Genomic DNA, 24,168 nt, shown 5'->3' with positions numbered 1-24,168 from the left:
CTGATAAAGAAGTTTTCTTTGTCGGGCGGCAACCGCATGATACTTCGGTGTCATGCGGTTGTTTTTTTGCTATACCGGCTAAATTCCGGGGAAAAATCAATCTTGCCAATGAAATTATAATGTATGTCAATGCGCTGGATGCGATGGCCGCTGGATTTATCGGGGGCATGGACAACGACTTTCTCCACAAACTCCCGCAGGAGTGCCGGAGTCAGCTCGGTGGGCTCGGTGTACTTTTTCACGATTTTCAGAAAACTCTGGATATTGACGGCCTGGGTTTCAGCGGCATTTACGATGGCCCGGAGGGTTTCAACAGACTGTTTCAAGTCTGACTGTTCCTTCTCGTAGCCCTCGGACAGCTTCGCAAACCGTTCTGCGTTCAGCTTGCCCATAACGTGGTCCTCGTAGAGCCTCTGGATGATGGCGTCCAACTCATTGATCCGCCGCTCCTGCTTTTCCAGGGTCCGCTTGGCTTGCTCCTGCTCCGCCCGCTGTACGACGGTCTTATTCTCCATAACGCGCCGTACAAACTCGTCCTCGTCTTCTTGGGCATATGCCACTACCCTTTGTAGGTTTTGAAGCACCAGCTGCTCCAGGACCACGGCCCGGATATAGTGTGCAGAGCAACCTTTCTTCCCCCGATAAGTAGAACAGGTATAACACTCCTGTTCATGCGTCCATGAAGTAGTCCGGCAGTGATAAAGCCTCGCTCCGCAGTCGGCGCAGTAGGCCAACCCGGAGAACATCCCCATTTCTCCCATCTTAGTGGGGCGGCGGCGCTGCTCCCTCGCCTTTCGCACAATCTCCCAGGTTTCCGGGTCGATGATAGCCTTGTGGGTATCTTCAAATACCACCCACTTGTCCGGCGTATTCTCAATCGTTTTTTTGCTCTTGTAGGATAACTTGGTGGTTTTGAAGTTGGTAGTGCGGCCTAGATAGGCGTCCTGCTCCAAAATATTGATAATAGTGCTTTCATTCCAACCGCACGGATTGTCCGGGTGATAGTTGCGCGTCCGACCCGTGCGCTGGAACTCAATCGTCCCCGGTGTGGGGATGCCCCGCTCTTTCAGCATACGGGCGATTTTGCCGGGGCCGTTGCCCTCTGCGCAAAGCTGGAAAATCAACTCCACCACTGGGGCCGTCTCATTGTCTACTAACAGATGGCCGTCCTCGCCCTTGATATAGCCGTAGGGGGCGTTGGTGGCCAGTCGCTGGCCGGACATTCCCTTATTACGGAAAACCGCCCGTATCTTCTTCGAGGTATCTTTGGCGTACCACTCATTTATGATATTGCGGAACGGGGTAAAGTCGTTGCCCATCTGATCCTCGCTGTCTACTCCGTCATTGACGGCGATAAAGCGGACGCCCATCTCGGGAAAGCGGATTTCCGTATATAACCCTACCTCCAGATAGTTGCGGCCAAATCGAGACATATCCTTGACGATTACCATACTGACAAGCCCAGCCTCAATGTCTGCCAACATTTCTTGAAAGCCAGGACGCTTAAAGCTGGTTCCAGAATAACCGTCATCTTTATACACCTTATAACTGGTGATCCCGTGGTCTTTTACATACTTGGTGAGAATTTCGATTTGATGGGCAATGCTGTTGCTGTCCCCTTCGTTCTCGTCGTCGCGGGAGAGACGGACATAGAGGGCCGCCCATTTTTCGCTCGAATTGAATAACTGCCTATTCATTTCAGCCTCCTATCCGGCAGTCACCGTTTCAAGCTCTGTGACACTTATATTATACTAAATGTCAAGAAAAACTTCAAATTACTGACAAGTTTAGCAACATTTTCTTTTTGTTTCCTTGTCAAGCAGACGCTTTATTTTTTCTGAAACGGTGGCGCCGCTGGCGGCAAAATATTCATTTACAATATAAGTCGTGTTTCCGATTTTTATTTCTTCGACATTGCGCTGAGCTCCTATTTTAGTATCAGCCAATGTGGACACCCCTTTACTCATAGATTCACGTCTCACGATGAGATTTGAATATGGGAATATCCGCACTGAATAGAGTGCGGTCATATATGGGCATAAACCGGACGGCTGGCGGCACAGCTCCACGGGACTTTCACCCCCTGCATGGTTCTCATGCGGCCCTACCCATTGCCTGCGACGCTTTTAACGCTCGGACTGTGGCTGTAGGGGAGTATCATTAGCGTATGTGACGTTGATTACAAGCTGCCAACTTTCAAGATAGGCGTTTTTTCGCTCACTCAAAAAATTCAGAAAAGGTATGAGGTCATGGCGCAACCTACTGACGCGACACATACAGAATGTATCCGTTGCCCTATGCTGCTCCGCCGTTCTCTTGCGGGGCTTTCTTTGTCAAGGTGCGGTTAGCGGCTGGCAGGCGGAGGGAACAGGGAAAGGGTTAAGCTGCTCCCTTGCCGTGGGCCGTATTATTTACTCCATCGTAACAACAGCCTGAATGAGCTTGATTTCCAGACAGCACTTCATGTACTCGTCCAGGCACTCATAGGGGCGTCCGGTTTCGTCGTAGAGCGTCCGGGTACACAGCTTGTTTATGTAGCCGGAATAATACCGCAAGACACGCTCCACGGCCTCGGCGTCCCCGGAACGGGCAGCGTCGCTTACCGATAGGGGCAGCATTTCCCTGCCCTTGTGACGGGTCTGCTTCATGGTGTTTACCCTCCTTTTGACATTAACGCCACCAATTTTGCACGAAGCCCGGTCAAGGCTTTTGTCCTGCGCCGCTGGACGGCGCTTCTGGACATTTCCAAGTATGCGCCAATCTCAGCGTCTGTCATGTCCAGCGCACAGTGCAGGATCAGGATGCTCTGCTCCGTAGCGGACAGGCCGGCAAAAGCGGCGGCCACAAGCTCGTTGTCAATGCACATGCTGTACCCGTGCGACGAAAATACAAAGCTGTCGCTGGGGTAGCAGTCCGTGGTGCTGAGCTTGTCCCACTCGGTCTGAGGCACGGTATCCAGCGGGGTGACACGGCGCCGCTGGCGCTTCATGCTCCGCTTCAGATTCCAGGCTTCGTTGCGCAGTACCGATTTACAGAAAGCGTCAAACTGGCACCGCTGTTCATATTCGCGGGGGATCGATCCCATTTTCTCACCCCCCTTCGTTGGGGATGGGTGGTTCTCTCCCTTTCCGCTAATAGGACACCGGCCACGCTCTCCGCTGCCCGCTAAATGGCCCCTTTTTGAAAAAAATTTTTTTAGGCACAAAAATAGCGGTATGCGGCGACTGCTGGGCCCGTTGGACATGAAAATATCCGCATAGCGCAAGGCCATACGGACAGGTACAAAGGCGTTTTCGGTTAGATGATATTTTTCAGTATATTCCGGGGTGGTTTTTCCCGTCTTGGAGCAGTGGATTTTTTTGACCAGTCATGTGTCCTGGGCGTGCAAAAAGACACGGTGATACCTCCCGGATACCGCCGTGTTCTTAAAAATGGGTGACTTTAACACACCCCCCGTTTATCATTTTTTTAAAAGAAAACGGCGGCTTGAAATTTGATATTTCAAAACCGCCGTTTAATCCAATTTAGGCACACCAATGCCCTCCGCCAAAACAACGGTTTTTTTATTATGCCGTTGGCGGAGGTGCTCCAATTTATGTGCTTTTCATCAATCCAGACAATGCAAGGTCATTTACCCGCCGATAAGTGGTATAAGTCTGTAAATCGTCGGCAGCAGACCGATTTATCCGCATTAGTTTTTCGTAAAGCTCCAATAATTCTTTTGTTTGATCAGCGATGGATTGACTAAACTTTCCAGAAGCAAGATACTGGGAGCCTAAATTCACAAAATTCTGTTTCCGGGTCACATTCCCGACGTCCATTCCAAGGGGAGTAGGCATCAACAGCCCCTTTTTGCCAGAAGGGTTGACCCGTTCCTCCCAGCCAATCAGAGCGCACATCTCCGCATAGGAAGCGTTGCTTGGGTCAATGTCCTTGATGTGGCGGGTGAAGTCAAACTCCCCGCTGGCAGAGTGGCCTTTGATTCGGACAATGGGATCATCTTCGGTGGAATCCTCAGCCAGAGTAACATGGACATCTTGATGATTTCCGTCCATGCCGTAATAGATGGTATCCTCTGTCCACATCGGAATCGTGGTCCCAGGGCCAGTAATGGCACTGTGGTTAGCGGAAAGCTGGTAGGTAAAGGATGTTTTTTCTTTATTGAAACTTGTGTTTTGCGCTTGGCTGCTCCTTTGTGGTTGGAAATAATTTCCTTTGATGCTGAGATCCATATTTTGTTTTACCTTACCTTTCAATCAGTATAGTGAATCAGCTGAACGCCATCAAACCTTAGCTGCGTGCAGAATCCATTCGTTCGATGCTTTGAATAACCTTGGCCGCCGCTTGTTCAGCGCGAAGCCTGTTGTGAAATTCCGCCAGAGAAGGATGCAGAAACTGCGCGACACCTGGTTTACCCGTATTCCGCATTGTTCCCGCAGATTCCAGCCACGCCTGACCTCCCTTGATGCAGACAGGTTCTCCAGGGTCGAAGCCTAGAGGCTCCGGGCGGGCTATCACGCCCTTGTCGAACAAATAGTTAACAAGGTCCTTGTACTCCTGGGACGACATCTGGTTCATGTCGCACTTTCCCGATAGCTCCTCGATTTCCTGCTGCGTCAGTTTGCTTTCCCCGCTTTTGGCCAGCTCTGACTGCTTGGCCAGCAGATCGGAAAAGTAGTTGGGGTCGGGGGTCAGTGTCCAGGACTGGAAGTCCATCCGATAGCCAAGCATACCGAATTTGCGAAGCATCGCTTCCATCTGGTCCATTTGGAGACGTTCCTCCCGGAGCAGCTTCGCTTGTTCATCCTGATTCTTACGTTCTTCCTTTTTCTGTGCTTTCTCCGTCTCCTCTGCTTTGGTGTTCACGGCGGGCATATAGGCGGAGCTGGGTGCCGGGAGCGAAATGTCAGAGGTGTCCGCTGGCTCGAAAGCAGCCCTTGAGGGATGGGCCGGGTCCACAAAGACTCTACCGTATTTGTCTGGCTCATAATATGTGATGTTGTCATCTGTCTGCTGGGCTGCTTTTTTCATCATTTCAGTGTAGTTGTATTTGCCAAGGGTCGCTTTTTTGGCGGAGAGGTCGATATGGTAGCAGGGCATATAGACCGCTTCGGTGAATGTAGAGATGCCGCTCATTTTAAATGCTCCTTTCTACTGCTAGCTGCGTACAGAATCCATTCGTCTCACAACATCATACAGGGCTCCGTAGTAGCTGTAAGCGGCTTTCTTTTCGGTTGGCGTAAACATGTCGTACAGCTTGGCAGAGAGTGTAAGGTCCATTTCCTCATTCGCATTAGCTGAACCGTCGAATCTGAAGAGGCCGCCAGAGAGACTATAGCCGTCGAACATCCACTTTCGGGCCATAGGGTCATTGGGATTGATCTGAACCGGCGTCAGCTTCAAGTTTCCGTGGTCGCTGAGGTCCAAATAGACCATTCCTTTATAGCCCATATATTGAATTTCCTGATGGGTCAAAACGCCTTTGTCCACCAGCTCCTCCAAAAATGAATCATACTCGTCCCGGGTCATGGAACCTGGGTTATATTTGCTTGCCAGTTCCTTGATGTCATCATCCGTCAGCTTGGCGCGGGGCGGAGCATTTTCAGCCGCTTCGGTTTGCTCGGCTGCGGTTTGGGCAAGCGTTGTTTTTAATTTTTCCTCAAATTCCTTGCCCCAATAAATCCCGACCTTGGAATCCGGGTTGTCTTTGGGCTTGGCACAGCGTCCCCACTCAGTGTAGGTCACATTGTACCCGTCGTAGATACTTGAAATTGACATAAGAAATACCTCCTTCTGCGGCACACAAAACTAAGTCTTGTGCCTTTGCCCTACTAACGCAGAAAAGAGGCTATTTCTTACATGATTTCCAAAAATTTTACTATTTCGTCACATTGCACAACACAATGCTTTCCGCCATCTTCAATAACTCATCTTTATCATAAAATCCATCAATTAGAAAGTTAATCTTCTTTTGATCGTCAAGCCAAATCAAAGTGTTATTCTGTTGCGGGTCTGTCGATAAATAAAAATGCCCGAAGCAGTTATGAATATTTACCTCATATATTTCCGCATTTTCAGTATTAACACCTAATGCGCTTCCCTGGATCATATACGAATAGTGGAAATAAATTATATCTCCTTCTTCGTTTTCATATTGGATAGTTACACTGTTCCATGTTCGGATTTCTTCAACTTTTTTATAGCCAGTTGGCAAGTCTGTAATTTCATATAACGGCAGTTTATCCAAATGGGATTCGTCAAAGAATCTGTAAATAATATGTGTCTCATACCATTCCATGACCCAATTAACCACGGTCGCTCTAACAGTAGGACTAACCACCATCATAGCGCCAAGAGTTATGGAGCAGGCTAATAACAGCATGGCTACCCTGGAGAGGCATTGTTTCCATAATGGGCGTTTGCGCTGTTTGGCCCACGAATTGGGGTTTGCAAGCATTTTTTTCATCTGGCGTTGAAAGCGTGGGGATGTAGTTACATCTTCTGTGGAGGCCAGTTCCGCAATATATTCTTCCGCCGCGGCGTCTAAAAGGATATTTTGTAAGAGGCGGTCATCCGAAGAATCAATCATATATATATCCCTCCTCCTTCAACTTTTTGATCAACAACAATCTGCCCCGATGAATCCGTGTATTCACTGTGCTTTCTTTCAGATGGAGACGGTTTGCAATCTCCCGTGTGCTGCACTCCTCAACAAACCGCATTTCTAAAACCGCCCGATACACTTGGGGCATTTTATGAATTATATCCAGGATCGGTTGGCTGCTGTTTTCTATGGCCGCTTCTTCGCCGGTTACTGTTTCATTTAGGGGGAGCTCTTTTTGCCGTTTGCGCAGCATAGAGAGTGCTTCGTTCTTAACTATTATAACGAGATACGCCCCCCGTTTCTTACAAGGAACAGCCAAAATTTTAGAAAAATTTTCAATAACCTTTATCCATGCGTTTTGAACTGCATCTTCCGCAGAACTATAGTCTTGACTAAAAATCTTTTTAGCGACTAATAGCATGGGAGTTGAATACAAATTATATAACTTCAAAAACTCTTGGCGGTCTCCGTCCGATTCCAGCATAGCCAAATACATCAGCAAGGGCCTCACCTCCAGATACGGTATATTTGCAGGTTTGATTATACCACAGATAAATATAATATCAACATTCCTTATATCGCCCGGAAACTAGAATAAAATAGTATCTAAACTAGAATTTCATTTTGTTTTCATATCTGTACCTTAAATGTAAAATAACATGAGGTGATATAAAAATGTATGAAAACGAAATGCAACTGGACTTTCACGCATTGGGGCAAGAAATCAAGCGAAAGAGGGAGGCCAAAGGCTGGACGCAGGAATACCTGGGCCAGCTTATAGACCGTACTGCTCACTCTATTATGTATATGGAAAATCGGGGGCAGCACCCAAGTTTAGCAGTCTTTTATAAACTTGTCATCTTGCTTGATATTTCTGTAGATCAGTTCTTTTCCCCAAAACGGCAAAAGGAAAAGAGCGAACGGCGGCAACGAGTAGATTGGCTCCTGGATTCGCTGAATGAAAAAGAGTTATCCGTCATGGAATCAACCGCAGAGGGATTGATAGGAGCCAGAGAAATTGATGATAATGAATAGCAGCACAGGCACCTCAATTTTAGAGCGCCTGTGCTGTTGTTCTACTGGAGCTTTTCCAGATAGGCTTGTCGTTGGGCGCTGACCTGGGCCATATCATCATAGGTCAGATCCCTGCGGCCCAGCGTGGCCTTGTATTCCAAATAGCCCGTTAAATTGTCTAATAAGGTTTCTGCCATTTCTTCCGGAGTTGCGCAGAGTTTTACGTTGATCCACTCTTTTGCGCAGGAATCCCACTCCAGGACAGTGTAGCCGTGTGATGTCTGCACAATTTCATATATTCCGTTTTCGGAAAGAAATTGTTCAAATACGCTTAAAATCTTTTCAAAAGTCAGCATAGTCTAGCCTCCCTATTAAATTGCCGTCAAGTAAGTTCTTTGACCCATGTACGCCATTCCAATATCGGTCCTCTGCTAAAATATATCTTGTCTCATTCGCCTGTCAAATAGTATAAAAATCAATTTCTTTTCCTGGTTAATAATTATACTACTGGTTTCAAGATTGTCAAATCGAAATTGATACTTTTACCGCTGATACTCCCTATTGATTCAAGGTACAATAGTGAATAGTCAGGGAGGTGTGCTGCATGGATGAGGTACTGCAATATGAGCAATATCTGCGTGAGCGAATTACAGAGCTGCGGGGACAAAAGAATGTGTCAGAACACCGTCTAAGTTTAGAGTTGGGAAAGAGTGGATCATATATTCGGTCGATTACCAGTGGGGCCACGATGCCCTCCATGAAAGAGCTGTTCAAAATTATGCTCTACTTTGAGATCAGTCCCTCGGAGTTTTTTGCCGGCTTGGAAGTAAAGGACCCGAAAAGAGCGGCGTTAGGGAAAAGGCTGCAAGAATTAGATGATTCAGCTTTAGAAAAAGTGTTGTTATTTATCCAATGGATCACAGAAAAATAAGTCTCACGGTGGGATTCGATTCTGGACAAGATTCGCGTCCCACCGTGAGATTTCATTTTATGAGGTGTAGTACATGGGCCTGCCTATGGTGGCAAAACCGGCTTTCCCAGTAATGACCACGTTATTGTAGCTGCTGGTACAGTGGATAATCTGAATATTGCCGCTTTCATCCCAGCCACCCACAATACCAACGTGGGTATCATTGGGATAGAAAACCAAGTCGCCGGGCTGGGCCTCGGCCCAGGTAATAGGGGTGCAGTAGGTATGCTGTGCATGAGCACCCCCGCCGTGGCCCAGGATGTAGCTGCCGCCTGAGATATTGTAGAATACCCAATCGGCAAAACCGGAGCAATCCAGGCCAAAGGGCCGGTAGGTGCCGCTGGTGAAATTGCCCGACGCCCATACCTTTTGAAGCGTCCCCCAGCGGGAATCCCAGCCGATTACACGGCTCTTTCCGCCCCAAAAATAGGTTACTTTACCCACCAGTTTGCAAGCTGTCTCCACCACGGCCCGACGCTCCGGGGACAGGTCCGCTGGCAAACGGCTCAGAAGTTCGGTTACGCTCTCCTGCGAAATACTCAGGTCACCCAGCAGATCACCAATCACCCCCAGCTCAGCCAGCAGTTCGGTCAGGGAACTGTTTTGCTCGCTGTTAAATAAGTAGGCCGTCCACATATCGTCCGCAGTTTTAGCGGCAATGGTGATATGCAGGACCTTTTCACTCCATGCCGCCGTACTGCCAACTGCTGGATGGTCAATGGTTTCCGGGCTGGAAGTAATGGAGCACATATCCCAAAAGACAGCTTTCAGCCGCTCTACACGGTCGGGCGTGAGAGCGGCTACATCTACACTGTCCGCTCCCATAGCGGTCTTGCAGGCGAATACCGCCGTAACTTCTCTCCAGTCCGGGCCAGCGCCCTGAATGTCAATGCTATCATAGGTCCCCGCTTGTAAAAGGGACAGCTTGTCCGTCAGCTCCATGTTGATCTGAGATACAGCAACGTTCAGAGGTACAGCGCCGGGGGACGGCTCATTGGCAAACAGGATACCGAAGGGCGAAGCGATCACAGCGGCCACCAGGAAAATAACGCAGAGGGCCGCAACCAGGACAATGCCACCCATAAGGGCAGACAGGGTGCCAATCAGGGCTTTCACAGCCTTTGTGGTGGCAATCGCTGTTTTTTTGGATAAATTTGCGGCGTTCCTGGCCGTCTGCTTTGTCCTCTGAAATATGCTCCGCTGGGCTTCTCGCTTGGCCCTTTGCCGGGCCTTGTTTGCAGCCAGATTGGCGGAGGTCCGTTTTCCATTTGTAGGAGCCACTGCGTTCTTAACGGCCTGTTCAGCCCTTGGCCGGGTCCTGGGGGTAAATCCTCCACCTGGGGGCTTCTCCTTCAAAACAGCGGAGCGCCGGGGGCGCTCTTTGATGGATGGATTGATAGATTGATTTTGAGGAGAGAGATCGCCTTTGGGAACTGTGGAAGTCCTGGTTAGGGATAAGCTATCACCGCTATCTAAGAGGGTGCTTGTCCGTTTCGGGTATCTGAATTGCTCCCGCTGTTTGTCTACGGCCTGTTGAAGCATACGATCCCCCGATGAGGGGACAGCTGAGGCCGTTGCAGTATCCGCTTTATAATCTGGTCGGGCCTTGATTTCCGGTGCAGCCGCTGTTGTGGGGGTGCCTCGTACCTTGGGTGCTGTTGGACTGTCAGACATATAAGTTTTTAGCCCGGTGGTGTTGAGCGGGGTATTGAGTGGCCGCTCCCCGGATACTTGCGGGCTGCCAGGTGAAGCTGGAGATTGCCGGGGTGTGGCGCTGGGTGACGTTTGGGACGGCGGCTCTGGCGCCTCTGGCCGATTTTGCCGTCTCTTCACCTCCTGCCGCTCTTTTTTAGCCTTAGTGACAGCCCTGGAAATACCACGCTTTACCTGATGGCCGCTCTCATAGACAGCGGCCTCGGTGGTCTGCTCCACCTGATCCACGGCCTCGGTGGTGGCACTGCTGACATGGGGCTGCTCCGTGACGGAGCCACCGCCCCGCTTTTGCTGGGCCAGCTCCTTTTTCAGCTTGGCCGTCATGACCCGCTGGACCTTCTGCTGCGCTGGCTTGCTGTTCTTGCGTTTTCCCTGATTTTTTATTTTGTCTCTTTGGTTTCGTTCTCGTATTTTGGACATTTTACCTCCTAAAAAGAAATAAGATACACCTTTTCAAAAGATGTACCCTTAATACCAGTCTGCTGATAGTTGTTTTTTCTATATTTTAGCGCTATAATTTTAATATCTTCTCCAGATGATTTTAGATAGAAATGGAGTATCTTTATGAGCGGTAAAATTGATGTATTAAATCGGCAAAGATTTGTAGATGACTTAATCAGAATTGTAAGGCAATTAGCTGACAATAAACAAGGATGTACTTTTGCTATTGATGGGAAATGGGGTAGCGGTAAAAGCTATGTTCTTGATATGTTCGAGGAACAGATTAGTTTATTCCAAGACCCTGACGCTGCTGGTGATCGATACATCGTTTTCCGTTATGATTGTTGGCAATATGACTATTATGATGAACCCTCCATTGCTATCATTGCTGCTATTCGTAATATTTGTGAAAACTATAATCGGTTGCTTCCCAAAGCGAGTCCAACATTGAAAGCTACATTTAAGGCTGCAAAAGATTTGGGAAAAGAACTTGTGTGCAACGTCATAGAGACAAAAACTGGATGGTCTCCAGAATCTATAATTGAGCGATATGAAACACAGAAAAATGGTATAGAAGAGGACTCTAAAAAGAACCATAAATATGATACGTTTTTTGAGTTTAAAACCATTTTAACTAAAACCAGGAATCAGCTTTCAAAAATGACAGAAGATAAACCGATTATTGTCGTAGTAGATGAATTGGATCGGTGTGTTCCAGAATATGCAGTTAAGGTTCTTGAACGCCTACATCATCTCTTTGAAAGTCAGCAAAATATTATAGTGATTTTGGCATATGATGGCACTAAACTCAACCATGTTATACAAAGTATATACGGTATAGAGGAACAAGATGTTCAACATTTTATGAGGAAATTTATTGATTTCTCTGTACAATTAGATAACGGTTTGGTGTCCGATTCCTTTTGGGAAAGACACAAAGATTATCTTGATTGTTTTGACACGATGAATGATGTTGAGTTGCAGGATTTATCACAATTTTCATCTCGGCTTTTTAATGATATTGATGTTCGTACTCAAGAAAAGATTCTTAATCGCATAATCGTGCTCCACAATTTAGCGTTTGGGGATTTGTCACATCCATCAATATTATACTTTGAATTACTTCATCAAATTATTTCATATAGATACCCAACGGAACATATTAGTGACTGGATTCCTGAAATAAGTCATTTGACAAAACAGATATGGATAGACATTTTGGGTCAAAATTTATATGAATATATAAAAACGCTTGAAGGCGATTCTTATAAAAATAATATGATTATGAATGGAAGGACGTTTCATGAAATAATTGAGGGCCCTTGTGCATTGGCATATTGGTATATTGCCACGCTAAAACAACCTGTGGAGAGAAATACATCTTGTCAATACTTCCTTCGTGATAGTAGTAAGTATAATCAAATTGTAGCTGCGGCAAAAATTTTTGATGAATTATCATCAATTATTAAATGAACTGTGCCCTATACCAATTATTACACAACGGTATAGGGCACAAATTCACGTCTCACGGTGGGATTTCATTCACCAGGGGTCGTAGACATGAGCTTATACAGTTCCGTATCCCTGGGAATGGTGTTGGAGAAGGGCACCAGGGAGCCGCCGATCCGCAACAGGCCGTGACCCGCCTCGGCGTTGGTGATATAGCCCATCTGCGTGTCGGAGATATGCAGCAGCTTTGCCAGCTCCGCCCGGTCTGTGGCCGCCTGATTGAACAGCAGCAAAAATTCCGAGTTGGCCAGCATGAGCCGGGCCGTCTCGGATTTCAGACATTCCTCGATATTCTGAGTGGCGGCGGTCATGGGAGCCGCATACTTCCGAAAGCGTTTCCACGCCCGGTAGAGAAATTCTCCGGAGTAGTGATATTTGAAGTACAGATAGCACTCGTCCAGGAATACCCAGGTGTATTTGCCCCGCTTGCGGTTCTCCATGACACGATTCTGGATGGCCTCCAAGGTGACCACCAGGGCGGTGGGGCGAAGCTGTTCCCCCATCTCGTAGAGGTCCAAGACCACGATCCTGCTGTCCATATTCACGTTGCCGGGGTGGGCGAACACGTTCAAGCTGCCCTCGGTGATCAACTCGGCAGCCAGGGCGATTTCCCGGGCCTCCGGGTCTACCTGCCGCATGACCTCATTTCTCCAATCGGTGAGCAAAGGCATAGGAGCCTTGCCCCGGCTGCTGAAATAGTTCTGGTAGACGTTGGAGGTACAGCGGTCGATGATAGACTTGTGCCCGCCGCTCAAACGGCCCATGCCCATCTGCTGCTCCAAAATACTGGTGATGATCTCCGACTTCATGGCTACGGGATCGTCCCCGTCGCCGTAGTCCTCCGTCAGTTCCAGCGGGTTGATGTGGTGGGGGCTGTTGGGAGAAATTTCAATGACCTCCCCGCCCAGGGCACGGGCCAGGGGGCCATACTCCCGTTCCGCGTCGATGATAATGATGTCGTCATTGGTGGCAAGGGCCACGTTCTCAATGGTGGACTTCATTGCCATAGACTTGCCAGAGCCGGAGACGCCCAGGTAGAAGGCGTGGGGAGAAATAAGCTGTTTCCGGTCACAGATCAGCAGATTCTTGGAAATGGCGTTGATCCCATAGGGCAGGCCGCCGGGGTCCTGAATCTCCTGGACCCGGAAGGGCATAAGAACGGCGGTACTCTCGGTGGTCAGCGTCCGCAGAGCCTTTACCCGACGCAGACCGTAAGGCAGAACCGTGTTCAGTCCATCCTCCTGCTGGTAGCGCAGGGTAGAGAATTGGCAGAGATGTTCCCGGCCAATGGTCAAAAGTGCCTCCGTGTCAGCGTCCAGCTGTTCCACGCTGTCCGCGATATGCACCAGCGTCACTACGGCAAACATCATACGTTGGTCCCGTTCCGTCAGGTCGGACAGAAATTCCTTGGCCTCCCCCCGAAGCTGCTCCAGCTCATAGGGGACAGTGGCGGTGAAATTGTTCTTGTCGTTCTGCCGCTGCTGCCAACGGGTAATGTCCGTCTCAATGCCCAGGATACGGCCCTGAATCTCCTTTACGGCCTCGTCGGTGGGAATGGGCAGAATGTCGATGGACAGCATGAGGTTGCGAGAGAAGTCGGACAGGTCGGCAATCATGCTGTCCTTGATGTAGCTGGCAAAGTCTTTCAAGAACAACACCCGGCCTACCTTGTCCCCCATTTCAAAGTACCCGGCCCGAAACCTCATACCGTCCGGGCAGATCAGGTCCTTGAAGTCCAGGCCCCGGCGGATGGTGGCGGTCTGGTCGAAGGTAAAATACTGTTCCTCGCCGGGGCGGAAAAAGTCATGGAGGATACGGAGCCGGTCATGGTTGGAGACGGGCCGGGCCCCGCTGTCCAGCCGCCCGAAGCTCTTGGAGAGGTTGGCGTCCACCCGGCGGAAGTAGGCCCGTGTCTCGTCGATATTCCGCTGTGGGATGGACAGGGTGATGTACTTCTCCTGGACCAGATTGTTGCTCTCCGCCGCCCGCTGGGTGAGGATTTGGTTGGATTCCCGGCGGTACTTGTCCAGGCTGTCGCCCCGCTCTTTCATCAGGATCGTGCGCTCAAAGTCCACGGGGTTGAGACGGCGGTTGATAATGGTGATCTTGGCGGCGGCGTCGGTGGGTAGGCTGTTCAGCACTCCGCCGTAGGACAGGAAGATTCCCCGGCGGTCGTCCTCGGACGCTGCGGCGTAGTTCACATCGGTAAACCGCCATGTACGGCTGTGCTTACGGCCCACCAGCCAGGTGCCGTCCTCGTAGATACACTTGATGGGGATGGACTGCTGGACGCTGCGGGGTATCTTGAATTTATCCCGTTCGCTCTTGTTGGCGGCAATCAGGGCTTTAATCAAAGTCGTTCGCCTCCTTTCGGCCCAGCATATTGTAGTAGAAATTTTCGGAGACAAAGCGCCGGCCCCCAGCGCACAGAAGCTCCGACTTGAGAAAAGCCCAAGCGAATTGCTCCAGGGTCAGGCCGTTGTAGCTGAAGAAGCCCGCCACGGCCACGGGCGCGGCGGCCAGGACACACAGCCAGCTGGCGTTTTCCTTGCCGATGGCCGGTCCTAACAGCAGATAGACGGCCACGGCGATGCCTACGGCAGCCACGGCGCAGAAAAATTGCCGGGTGGACAGGCCGAAGAAAATACTTTCCTTGTGCTGGCGCACTTCTTTAGGGATTTTGATTTCGATATTGAATCACCTCTTTAAAATATGTGTAAAAAAGTAAGGAGACCATATTGAATGGTCTCCTTTAACAGGAGCAAAATTTGCTCCTCGCAGGGATACAATGAATACTTGCCCCTCTTTAATCTCTCTTTTGATGTAATATGCTCTTGACAATTTTCAGAAGTTCAATATTGAGCGGCTTTTGAATATTTTTTTGTCCCTCTTTTTTTGCCGGGTCTATTGATTGTTCATTGTGCTTTTTATTTACTCTTGTATCGTAATACTCAATTTCTTCGTGTCCTTTCTTCAACGCAGTAAGAGCTAAAATAAAGCCCAATACGCATTTTACAATGGATTCCGAAAAAATCAAAAGGATAGTAATTGCTCCAATGATTATCAGGACAGGGACTGGAATTTCTTTTATTATTGCAGGTAGAAGTTCCATCGTGGGTGCCTCCTTCTAAGGGGGCGGTTATACTTTTTGCATCCCGGTAATGGCAATCCCGCTGTTCGTTTTTCATTAAGAAGCTGAGGCACCTCCTTTTAAAAATACGCTTATCATCCAATACGTACAAAGACTTTCTCCACCCAGCATCATCTTGACCGCCTTATATCTTTAACGCAAATGGATTGTTGGAAAATTGTAGCACTTAATCCACCAGTCTGCTAAACTGACAGCTAAAGCCCAGCCACGCACTCCAAAATCCTTAATTTGTTTGGGGTACTAGTGTAGCTCTAAATTTCTCAGAAATCAATAGGGGTATTTCCGAAAAAGCGGTAATATTACATACTAAAATTTGTGAAGTTTCCCTGTTCTAATATTGGACATAGTTGCGTATATATGCGGCACTATTTTTCTGAAATTTTAGGCCGTATTTACCCCAAAAATCAAACATTTCCTAAAACCTCCTTCACAATGCGGTCCGCTCCCCTGACAAGTCCGGTGAGGATCAGCATATTGAAAATTAACTGTCCAATGTATTGCCATGCCATTGTGACGGCGGGCAGGGTGGCGTCCGCTGCCGGGGTGCTGCTGGACAGGAAAGCGGAGTAGATCAGGCAGGCCAGGACAATAACGGCCCCCTCCATGCACGCGCCGATGTAGCTTTTCAGAAATGCCTTGCCGCTGGCGGCGGTGCCCTCCCCGGCGAAGGTAGCCAGAGGCAGCGGAGCCAGGGCGGTGAACATATAGAGGCGGAAAAACCGCCCATATACCGTCAGCAGCAGAACAAAGGACATGACAGTGATAAACAGGGAACCTAACAGGGAGACAAGCCAGAGGGGAATACTCTCCAACAGGCCCAAGCCCTCTATGGCCGTCACGATCTCGCTGGGCAGGGTGGCCGCCGTGGAGACGGAGCCGCCCATACCGGACATGACCGTAGCGATGATCCCGCCGCACACGCTGAAAATAGCAGTCATAATCTCCATGCAGCTCCCTACAGCCAGCTTTGCCAGAATGAAGCGGATAAAGTGCCGCAGGGCAAATTCCGGGCGCTGGAAGTCCCGAAAGCTGGCGGCGCTCTGGAAGATACCCATCGCGAAGAACAGGACCAACAGGCCATAGCCCACCCCTACCAGGGCGTTGTGGATGCCTATGATGACAGTCCAGACGTCGCCGCCCTTGAAATTCTGCGGGGTCTGGGTCAACAGCGTCCATATCTCCGTCAGTTTGCCGTTCCAGTCGGCCAGGGCGGTTTCCAGAATATTTACGATCCAGTTATCGCTGATTGTCGCTCACCTCCATAGGAGAGAATGGCGTCTCACCGTGAGACGCCATTCCCTGTTTTGTGCCAATGTTACTCATACTACGCCAATAGTGCCCAGGATTTCCTTAGCAAAGGCGATCATCAGCCCGCCGAACAGGCAGAGAAAGCCCTGGGTTCGCTGGCTGGCGTCGTGGGACTGAAAGCTCATGCCCACCTGGACGATGCCCCAGCCCAGGATAATGATACCCAGGGCCTTGATGATGGAAAAGATAAACTCACTCAGGTTGTTGACGATAGCCAGCGGATCGGAGTCCCCGACGGCGAAGGCGGGGACGGTCAGCACGGCGCAGAGGGACAGGACCAGGACGGCGGCGGTGTAGAGGCAGCGGGCACGGCGGCTGCGGCGGCGCTGCTGGCGGGTGAGGGTGTTGCGGGGCGCGGGAATGTTGGTGTGTTTGTTCATAAAGATTCCTCCATATTTTCAATAATTTCGATTTCATCCAGGGATGTAAACGTAAAATCCAGGTCACCCACGTCATAGAGGCAGCGGGCGTTGTGGGTGTAGGGGGCGGCCCCGCCGTCCGCAGTCCGCTTGATATTAGGGTGACGTGTCAAGTCGTACTTGGCGTCGATGACCGGGGCCTCTCCCCGGATCAGGACCAGGGCCAGACGGTTGTCCAGCATACGCACTTCATCGGGGGTAAGCAATTCACGGCCAGCCGATTGGAAATTCTGGCTGAATGAGCCGTTGCGCCCCTTGCTCTGGCTGTGGGTTTGGGTCTGGATCGTCTCCTTGCCCAGCAGCTCGGAGACAAATTTATGGGTGCTCTGCTCGTTCCCCCCGAGGTAGATAAAGCTGTCCGCATTGCCGATGATCCCCTCCCAATCATCTTTGAAAAGGGCCTTCAACTGTGAGATGTTTTGCAGTATAATGGTTGCCATGATGTTCCGGGAGCGCATGGTGGCCTGGAGCCGGGCATAGCCGTCCGGGAGGGCAACATTGGCGAACTCGTCGAACATGAGCCGTACCGGGACGGGGAGACTGCCGCCGTGTACCTTGTCCGCCTGATAGTACAGCTCCTGAAATGCCTGCGTATACAACATTCCAACGAGGAAATTGAGAGAGGCGTCGTTGCTGTCCGGGATGATACAGAAAACTGCCTGTTTCCGTTCCCCCAGCTTCTCCAGCTCCATGGTGTCCCGGCTGGTGATCCGCTGGACCTCCGGCAACGTAAACGGGGCCAGACGGACAGAGGCGGTAATGAGGATACTCATAGCCGTTTCGCTGGGGGCCTGCTTGAACACCTTGTACTGGCGCAGGGCGATGTGGTTGGGCTGCTCCTCCTCCAAAGCCTCAAAGAGAAGATCCAATGGGGACTGATAGTCCCCGTCCCCCTCCTTGGCCGCCCCGTACTCCAGCATGGTCAACATCATTTCCATTGTCTGCTCCTCCGGGGGCGCCTCGTGGAGAAGGTAGAGCATGAGGGCGGAATCCAGAGCAATTTCGCTCCGTTCCCAAAACGGATCATTGGAATGGGCATTTTTCGGGGTAGTGTTGCGAATGAAGTTGGCGATCAGCTTCAGCACATCGGCGTCGCTGCGGATGTAGTGGAAGGGATTGTAGCAGTCTGAGTGTTCCGGGTCCACCAAGTCGATAATGCGGATGGTGTAGCCCTCTTGCAGCAGCAGAGGGACGGCGGATCGGGCCAGCTTTTGCGATAGGTAAGCGTTTGAAGTAATCTCCGGCTTTTCCCCCGCTTAGCACCGTGCGTGATAGTTTCCCATCACACGGCGCCCCATCAATGTTTACCTATATTCGATTTTACAGTTGCCAGCCAACAGCCGGAATTTATTGAGTTTCGCCATGTTGAGCTTGCAGTGTTTCAGCTTATCGAGATATTTTTGGATGATTACCGGGTCGGTTGCGTGGATGAGCTTATGAACATCCCCCGTTACCAGCGCCAGATTGGAGTAGTTGTCCTTTCCGCCGCTGGATTTTGGCGTGATGTGGTGGACTTCCATATCCCCCGACAGCAGGGGCTCTTTGCAAATGGCACATTTTCCCCGCTGAGCGATGTAGAGAGAAATGCGGTTGTCGTTCAACTCGGTACTCTGCCCCTGTATGGGATGCTCCATGAGTTTTTGCAGGATAACAGGGCTGATTGCCTTCTGCAGCTCATGGATTTTAGCCCGTCCCTTTTCGGAGTAATTGCAGATGTCGGGAGAGAAGCACATAGGCGGCGTAGTTTTCACTCCGTTGATTGGAAAGAGCGCCAGCCCAGCCACATTGAATATTTTCCCGGTAAAATCGCCATAGAATTGCTGAAATGCCTGGCTTCGCAGGCCGGTCTTGCTTCGATGGCTTTTCGTTCTGCATAAAAGTGTCTTTCTGACATCAAAGGCGATGCGGTCAAAGTCGAGGTATACGTTGGTTGCGATTTTGTAGTATTCATGCAGGCCCAGCACCATAGCGTTGAACTGCATCACGCTCCATTGGTTTGGCTCTCTGCCGATTCGTCCAATGGCTGAGCGTATGTTTTCCCTGCACTTTTTCTGCGCCTTGTCTGCCATGTGCGATTTCAGCACCCATTTTCCGCTTTTGGGGCGGAGCTTCAGCTTGAAGCCGAGAAAGTCTGAGTATCTCTTTTTCAAATTGACGATTTTAGATTTTTCCAGGCTGATTTCCAGCCCCAGCCGTTCTTTCAGCCACATTGTCGTTGCTTCAAATATTTTCACTGCGTCACTGCGGCATTTGCAGAACAGCTTGAAGTCATCCGCATACCGTACCAAATACACCTGCTTCAGCGTGCCATTTCCTTTGTAATGGGGCCGGCTTCGATACCGTTGCAGTTGGGGAAATTCCTCCCACTGGCTGGCAATCCACCAGTCCAGCTCATTCAGTACCACATTGGATAACAGCGGGCTGAGAATACCGCCCTGCGGCACCCCCTTTGCCGGAACGCCCTCACCTTGGATGGGCGCTTTCAGCATTTTGGACAGGACGCACAACAACTGCTTGTCCCGTATGCCCAGTGTCCAAAGCTGTTTCAGCAGCTTCCCATGGTTCACATTGTCAAAGAAGCCCTTGATGTCCACGTCCACCACATAGCGGTATTTCGAGATATTCACCAGGAACATTGCCCTGGCTACCGCATGGTGGGCGCTTCGGTTTGGACGGAAACCATAGCTGTGTTTGTAGAATTTTGCTTCACAGATTGGCTCCAGCACTTGCTTGATACACTGCTGAACGATACGGTCTTCCATAGTGGGGATGCCCAGCGGGCGCATACGTCCATCTGGTTTGGGGATTTCCACCCGGCGGACTGCATGAGGGTGAAAATTTTGCAGTCGTTTTCGCACATAGGCAATCAGTTCCTCCGGCTGTTTCTCTCCCATTTCAACGATGGTGGTCGAGTTTACGCCTTTGGTCTTACTGCCCTTGTTCTTTTTGATGGCGCGGTAGGCCAGCAGGATATTCTGCTCACTGGCAATCAGCTCCATCAGGTGCGTGAAGATTTCGCCGCGCTGACTTCTCTCATATAAATCGTCAAATAGTGCTTGGGTACTGTAATACTCATTATTTCTGAGTGCTTGCTTTTTCTTTGGTTTGTTGGCTGCCATAAGTCGGCTCACTCCAATTTCTTGAAGGGTTTGCCTCTCTTAGTCATACTCGAACCTTATGCAGAATGATTTTGCTCATTTGAACTGTAACTTCGATTTATTGTAAAACACTGACTGGCGGCTATCCCTCCACGGCTTTATTAGCTCCGTTTCATTGGTACTGTGCCGCCACATTCACCAGCGCAAGGCAGGTTGTTTCCGAAGATTTTTCCCTGCCGCCGCTTCACAGAGGTCAAGCTCTCCGCGTCGCTGGCTTACCACGTTCCGATTGTCCTATCCTGTTTTCAGCATCCGTAGGTCTTCTCTATAAGCCTGTCTGCTTGCCGCCGCCTGTAACAGCGCAGGGACTTTCATAAAAGCCGAGTTTTACTCATCCCCACAGACCTCACACGATGGTGAGATTGGCCCATTCGGCCAATACCCTATTTAGACCCGTACAATCGAGAATACGCCTCCGCCATGCTGTAACATGGAGGATTCTAACCATAGATGCTTACTTGGACTCCCGGCCTATCACGTACTCGACCACCTCTGGTTCGCTGTTCCTGTACCGCATTCCTGCGTCTTTAGGGTGCGCTCTCAGCCGACTTCACCGAGCTTATGACATTTCCGCTCCTGACAGCGTCCATGCCATTCGGAGGATCAGAGCAGGCGTTTCCAGGCGTTACCCCTTCATTCCACCTGTCGGACAATCAGTTCTATGAAACCTTTCCAGAAGCTCCTTTCAATCTCCTGTCCTTCTTTTGGCTCCACGCCTAACCTTTTCAGTTAGGAACGTGTCGCACCCCCCTTGGGGTCAGTCGCTATGTAGGAGGCGTTGGCCTCATACAAATGTGAGGTAGGCACCGCCGCGCCATACTGGCTTTCGCCAGCGGTCTCGGCGGAGCCGCCTCCAGAACCGGACTTACACGTCTCCGCGTATCCGGCTCCAAGCGCAATCACCATCACGGTTCTTGAGCAAGTGTAGACTGATAGCAGTACGGGCACAGCGCCAGTGACTTCCGGCGCATATGCAGCATCAGGCGTTCCGCCTCGGTTTTGCCGGTGAGCTTTTTCAGGGCGCGGACGTGGTGCATACGAATATCGTCCGTTTTGTTGCCGCACAGCTCGCAGATACCGGCTCTCAGCCTGTTCGCAAGGGTATTTCTCCCATCATAGCGGATATACCGGGGAAGGGTGTCCTGCACGTTGTCATAACCCTTGTCCTGTTTGCGAAATCCATCATGGTAAAACTCGCACAGTTTGGGTCCGGATTTAGTGATATAGGGCACCCGGAACACACCACCGCGCATATATCTTTTCTTAATTTTGCTGACGTTGGTGCGGTATTTTCCGGCATAGGTTTTCAGCATACTGTAGCGCATCATATAGTAGAATTTGCTCAGTACGCCGACGTTTTCCGCGATACGATAGAAATTGTACAAGCCGCGAATTTCCGAATTGTACTGCCTGACGATTTCAATATCCGTGCTGTTGAGCAGCTCGTTTCGGTGCATGGGCCGCCAGAAGTCACGGCCCCGGTTTTCATCCCATTTGACCTGCATCACCCGAAGTTCATGCAGTTTGTTCTCCCATTTTTCATGGGGAACATAGAGGAACACCTTCCCATACCACGGACGCTTTAATGCGCCGTTCTTATCCCGTTTGGTTGCTTTATCTCGGACGACCCGAATGTCATAGCCCAGGTAACGCACCGCCTGGCTGGAATGAGTGACCTTTGTCTTTTCCTCGGAGAGAGTGAGCTTCAGCTTTTCGGACAGGAATCGCCGCAAATCCTCTTTGATGGATATTGCGTCCTGCTTCGAGCCGATCACGCCCACCACAAAGTCATCTGCATAGCGGTTGTACTGTATCCGCTTAAAATCAGCGTCCAGCACGTCGGCGTAGGGTGTGGACAGTTTCAGCTTTTGGGCCGCTTTGAACTCTTGGACTGCCTCTTTCGAGTGGTCTCCCGCGTCCAGCTTTTTCTTTGCCTTGCGGTAGCGTCTGGCAATTTTCTCATATTCTTTGCTGGCGTTGCGTTTGAAGGGTTCCGTGTCAAAACGGGCCTTGTATTCCTCCATGAAAGTGTCCAGCTCGGAGAGGTAGATGTTTGCCAGAATAGGGCTCATGCCGCTGCCCTGGGGGGTGCCGGAGTAGGTTTTGTGGTATTCCCATTGCTCCATATATCCGGCTTTCAGGAACTTCCACATGAGGGACAAAAACGCTTCATCCTTAATGCGCCGCCGTAGAATATCAATGAGAACGTGGTGGTCGAAACAGTCAAAGCAAGCCTTGATGTCGCCCTCCACCATCCAACGTACACCTGTGAAGGTATCCTTGATTTGGGACAATGCCGTATGGCAGCTTCGCTTTGGACGGAAGCCGTGGGACAGATTGGAGAAGGTGGGTTCGTAAATGGCCTCCAGCAGCATCCGAATGATTTCCTGCACCAGCTTATCGTTGGTGGAAGGGATACCCAAAGGGCGTTGCTTCGCCGGGTTATTTTTCTTGGCGATGTACGTCCTCCGAGCCGGATTGGGCTGGTAGGTCTGGTCTTTCAGGGATTTGATGATTTTGTTGATACGAGCCATGCTCATATTGTCGATGGACAATCCATCCGCGCCTGTGGTCATGCTGCCCGGTGAGGCCGCAATATTCTTGTAGGCCAGCAGATAGAAGTCCGGGTTATACAGATTGCGGTATAACCGCTCAAAAGTATAGCCTTTTACACTTGCTTTCTCCGTGAGGAGCTTCAATACATCAATCGGATTTCTCATGGTGCCTCGCGCACCGTCCTCTCTTGTATCAAAATGATTGGCCGCTGTCCTTCGCCATGTGGGCGTCATTATTCGCTTCCGTTTTTACGGCTATCCCTGTCAATCCAGGGTCCTCAGACTACTATGACAGCTCCGTTGCCTTGGCGGATTTTCAGGGCCGCTTTTCTCATAGCTCCCATAGCCGCACCTGGGCGGCGCTCCGCTTTTAGAGCAATCTCCGTTTAGAACTGCTGAAACGAGCGTGATGTGCTGTCGGTATGTGACGTTCGCCATTTTCCACTTTCCCGTGGCTGGATTCACTCCGGGTATCTGCAAAGATAGAGCCGAACACTAACTTTGTCAGGAGCGCCGGCGGGTTTAGCTTCCATACGCCGGGGGCACTGTCTGGGCCCAATCTCTGGCTGTCAAGCAGGCAGTATAGCTTTCATCCTCATGCACATCTTTTCATCCCTCCACGCCGCCGTCCGTGAAGCTCGTACCGGCCCGTGTACTCCGTCATGCTATGGTCGCCCTCCGGTTTCCCTTTCGGGGTTAGACGGGGGATGATGGGTTGCGTTGTGTGGTCTGTGTGGGCCTCCTTCTCCCTGTGGATTGACCACCGCGTGATACCTTGTCCACCACTTGCTCAAGGTGGGGTTTCAACAGCTCCGCGGGCAGGCGTCACTCTGCCCTTACGGACGCACTGGGCTTGACCACATACCGGGTCTTACCTGAGCCAGAGCCGCCCACCACGATTTGTAGAAGGTTGCGCAGGTGCTTCCGCCCGTTCAAGCTCATGCGGAGATTTTGGGTCAGAATGACATTGTTGTGGGGGTCTTTATCCCGGTACTTGAGGTTCAGAGTGTGAACATTCCCCCAATGGGCGGAGCCGTGTTCCTCGCCGGGCCGCTTGTTCTGCCTGCAGGAAAAGTAGAGGGTGACGGCGAAGGCGTACAGTACCAGGGCCACCACCATGAATTTCAGGGTGTAGGGCGTCCATCGGATGTCAAAGGGGCGTTCCAGTATGATACTGAAACGCCCCATCAGGTCGAAAATAGTCATGTCCTCCCGGTAGCCGCTGGCCAGGGCCGCCCCCACCCAGAGGACGGGGACGGCCAGCAGGAGCCACGGGAGGGGTCCGCTGTTATTCTGCTGCTTCACGGATACCTCCTGATTTGTGTC

The 24,168-nt window shown here is 50.5% G+C and carries 23 protein-coding genes; 3 read left to right on the top strand and 20 right to left on the bottom strand.

Translation table 11 applies throughout. The features are described 5' to 3' along the window. Positions 1-50: 50 nt before the first annotated feature. The 9 genes from VV088_RS21475 to VV088_RS21435 form a co-directional block, all read right to left on the bottom strand. Positions 51-1,697 carry a recombinase family protein gene (locus VV088_RS21475; RefSeq protein WP_334602690.1) on the bottom strand — a complete coding sequence of 549 codons (1,647 nt, stop codon included), beginning with the start codon at positions 1,695-1,697 and terminating at the stop codon, positions 51-53. 90 nt (positions 1,698-1,787) lie between these two features. Beyond that, entirely contained in the window at positions 1,788-1,946 is a 159-nt protein-coding gene (locus tag VV088_RS21470) for a hypothetical protein (RefSeq protein WP_334602689.1), read from the bottom strand. Positions 1,947-2,411: 465 nt separating this feature from the next. Next, positions 2,412-2,648, bottom strand: coding sequence for a helix-turn-helix domain-containing protein (locus tag VV088_RS21465; RefSeq protein WP_334602688.1), 237 nt, complete (start codon positions 2,646-2,648; stop codon positions 2,412-2,414). 5 nt (positions 2,649-2,653) lie between these two features. Then, complete coding sequence (locus VV088_RS21460) at positions 2,654-3,085, bottom strand: RNA polymerase sigma factor (RefSeq protein WP_334602687.1); 432 nt, start codon at positions 3,083-3,085, stop codon at positions 2,654-2,656. A gap of 508 nt (positions 3,086-3,593) precedes the next feature. Continuing rightward, a complete protein-coding gene (locus VV088_RS21455) occupies positions 3,594-4,232 on the bottom strand; it encodes a hypothetical protein (protein WP_334602686.1) in 639 nt (212 codons plus the stop codon). 58 nt (positions 4,233-4,290) lie between these two features. Continuing rightward, positions 4,291-5,136: a hypothetical protein gene (locus VV088_RS21450; RefSeq protein ID WP_334602685.1), complete on the bottom strand. Its 846-nt coding sequence runs from the start codon at positions 5,134-5,136 to the stop codon at positions 4,291-4,293. A 21-nt stretch (positions 5,137-5,157) separates the two neighbouring features. Further along, positions 5,158-5,778, bottom strand: a complete 621-nt coding sequence (locus VV088_RS21445) for a hypothetical protein (RefSeq protein ID WP_334602684.1) — start codon at positions 5,776-5,778, stop codon at positions 5,158-5,160. Between the two features lie 100 nt (positions 5,779-5,878). Then, positions 5,879-6,589: a DUF4367 domain-containing protein gene (locus VV088_RS21440; RefSeq protein WP_334602683.1), complete on the bottom strand. Its 711-nt coding sequence runs from the start codon at positions 6,587-6,589 to the stop codon at positions 5,879-5,881. Continuing rightward, positions 6,582-7,100 carry an RNA polymerase sigma factor gene (locus VV088_RS21435; protein WP_334602871.1) on the bottom strand — a complete coding sequence of 173 codons (519 nt, stop codon included), beginning with the start codon at positions 7,098-7,100 and terminating at the stop codon, positions 6,582-6,584. The genes VV088_RS21440 and VV088_RS21435 overlap by 8 nt, the downstream gene beginning before the upstream one ends. 179 nt (positions 7,101-7,279) lie before the next feature. Between VV088_RS21435 and VV088_RS21430 the strand changes: the two genes are divergently transcribed. Then, positions 7,280-7,639, top strand: coding sequence for a helix-turn-helix transcriptional regulator (locus tag VV088_RS21430; protein WP_334602682.1), 360 nt, complete (start codon positions 7,280-7,282; stop codon positions 7,637-7,639). Between the two features lie 41 nt (positions 7,640-7,680). Here VV088_RS21430 and VV088_RS21425 read toward each other — a convergent pair whose 3' ends face one another. Further along, positions 7,681-7,974, bottom strand: a complete 294-nt coding sequence (locus VV088_RS21425; RefSeq protein ID WP_334602681.1) for a hypothetical protein — start codon at positions 7,972-7,974, stop codon at positions 7,681-7,683. A 248-nt stretch (positions 7,975-8,222) separates the two neighbouring features. Between VV088_RS21425 and VV088_RS21420 the strand changes: the two genes are divergently transcribed. Beyond that, the gene (locus VV088_RS21420) at positions 8,223-8,549 is read left to right on the top strand and encodes a helix-turn-helix domain-containing protein (RefSeq protein WP_334602680.1); all 327 of its coding nucleotides are present in this window, start codon (positions 8,223-8,225) and stop codon (positions 8,547-8,549) included. A gap of 57 nt (positions 8,550-8,606) precedes the next feature. Here VV088_RS21420 and VV088_RS21415 read toward each other — a convergent pair whose 3' ends face one another. After that, entirely contained in the window at positions 8,607-10,721 is a 2,115-nt protein-coding gene (locus VV088_RS21415; RefSeq protein ID WP_334602679.1) for a C40 family peptidase, read from the bottom strand. Positions 10,722-10,865: 144 nt separating this feature from the next. On the opposite strand from VV088_RS21415, the gene VV088_RS21410 reads away from it, so the two are divergent. After that, positions 10,866-12,215, top strand: coding sequence for a KAP family P-loop NTPase fold protein (locus VV088_RS21410; protein WP_334602678.1), 1,350 nt, complete (start codon positions 10,866-10,868; stop codon positions 12,213-12,215). A 65-nt stretch (positions 12,216-12,280) separates the two neighbouring features. Here the strand turns inward: VV088_RS21410 and VV088_RS21405 are convergent, their stop codons facing one another. The 9 genes from VV088_RS21405 to VV088_RS21365 form a co-directional block, all read right to left on the bottom strand. After that, complete coding sequence (locus VV088_RS21405; protein WP_334602677.1) at positions 12,281-14,605, bottom strand: VirB4-like conjugal transfer ATPase, CD1110 family; 2,325 nt, start codon at positions 14,603-14,605, stop codon at positions 12,281-12,283. Further along, on the bottom strand, positions 14,598-14,930 hold the full coding sequence (locus VV088_RS21400) for a PrgI family protein (RefSeq protein WP_334602870.1): 333 nt from the start codon (positions 14,928-14,930) through the stop codon (positions 14,598-14,600). Before VV088_RS21400 ends, VV088_RS21405 begins: the two co-directional genes overlap by 8 nt. A 127-nt stretch (positions 14,931-15,057) precedes the next feature. Continuing rightward, complete coding sequence (locus VV088_RS21395) at positions 15,058-15,363, bottom strand: hypothetical protein (RefSeq protein WP_334602676.1); 306 nt, start codon at positions 15,361-15,363, stop codon at positions 15,058-15,060. A 443-nt stretch (positions 15,364-15,806) separates the two neighbouring features. After that, the gene (locus VV088_RS21390; RefSeq protein ID WP_334602869.1) at positions 15,807-16,649 is read right to left on the bottom strand and encodes a hypothetical protein; all 843 of its coding nucleotides are present in this window, start codon (positions 16,647-16,649) and stop codon (positions 15,807-15,809) included. Positions 16,650-16,721: 72 nt separating this feature from the next. Next, complete coding sequence (locus VV088_RS21385) at positions 16,722-17,090, bottom strand: glutamyl-tRNA amidotransferase (protein ID WP_334602675.1); 369 nt, start codon at positions 17,088-17,090, stop codon at positions 16,722-16,724. Beyond that, positions 17,087-18,337 (bottom strand): VirD4-like conjugal transfer protein, CD1115 family, encoded by a 1,251-nt coding sequence (locus VV088_RS21380; RefSeq protein ID WP_442913198.1) that lies wholly within the window; start codon positions 18,335-18,337, stop codon positions 17,087-17,089. The genes VV088_RS21385 and VV088_RS21380 overlap by 4 nt, the downstream gene beginning before the upstream one ends. Positions 18,338-18,433: 96 nt before the next feature. After that, the gene (ltrA, locus tag VV088_RS21375) at positions 18,434-20,248 is read right to left on the bottom strand and encodes a group II intron reverse transcriptase/maturase (protein ID WP_334599169.1); all 1,815 of its coding nucleotides are present in this window, start codon (positions 20,246-20,248) and stop codon (positions 18,434-18,436) included. A 944-nt stretch (positions 20,249-21,192) separates the two neighbouring features. Further along, on the bottom strand, positions 21,193-23,007 hold the full coding sequence (locus VV088_RS21370) for a reverse transcriptase domain-containing protein (protein ID WP_334602674.1): 1,815 nt from the start codon (positions 23,005-23,007) through the stop codon (positions 21,193-21,195). A gap of 660 nt (positions 23,008-23,667) precedes the next feature. Next, the gene (locus VV088_RS21365; protein ID WP_334602673.1) at positions 23,668-24,147 is read right to left on the bottom strand and encodes a hypothetical protein; all 480 of its coding nucleotides are present in this window, start codon (positions 24,145-24,147) and stop codon (positions 23,668-23,670) included. Between the last annotated feature and the right edge of the window lie 21 nt (positions 24,148-24,168).

It is taken from the genome of Lawsonibacter sp. JLR.KK007, assembly GCF_036941135.1.
GTDB lineage: Bacteria > Bacillota > Clostridia > Oscillospirales > Oscillospiraceae > Lawsonibacter.
Note: the sequence above shows the minus strand (reverse complement) of the source record. Positions and strands in the feature narration are given on the sequence as shown.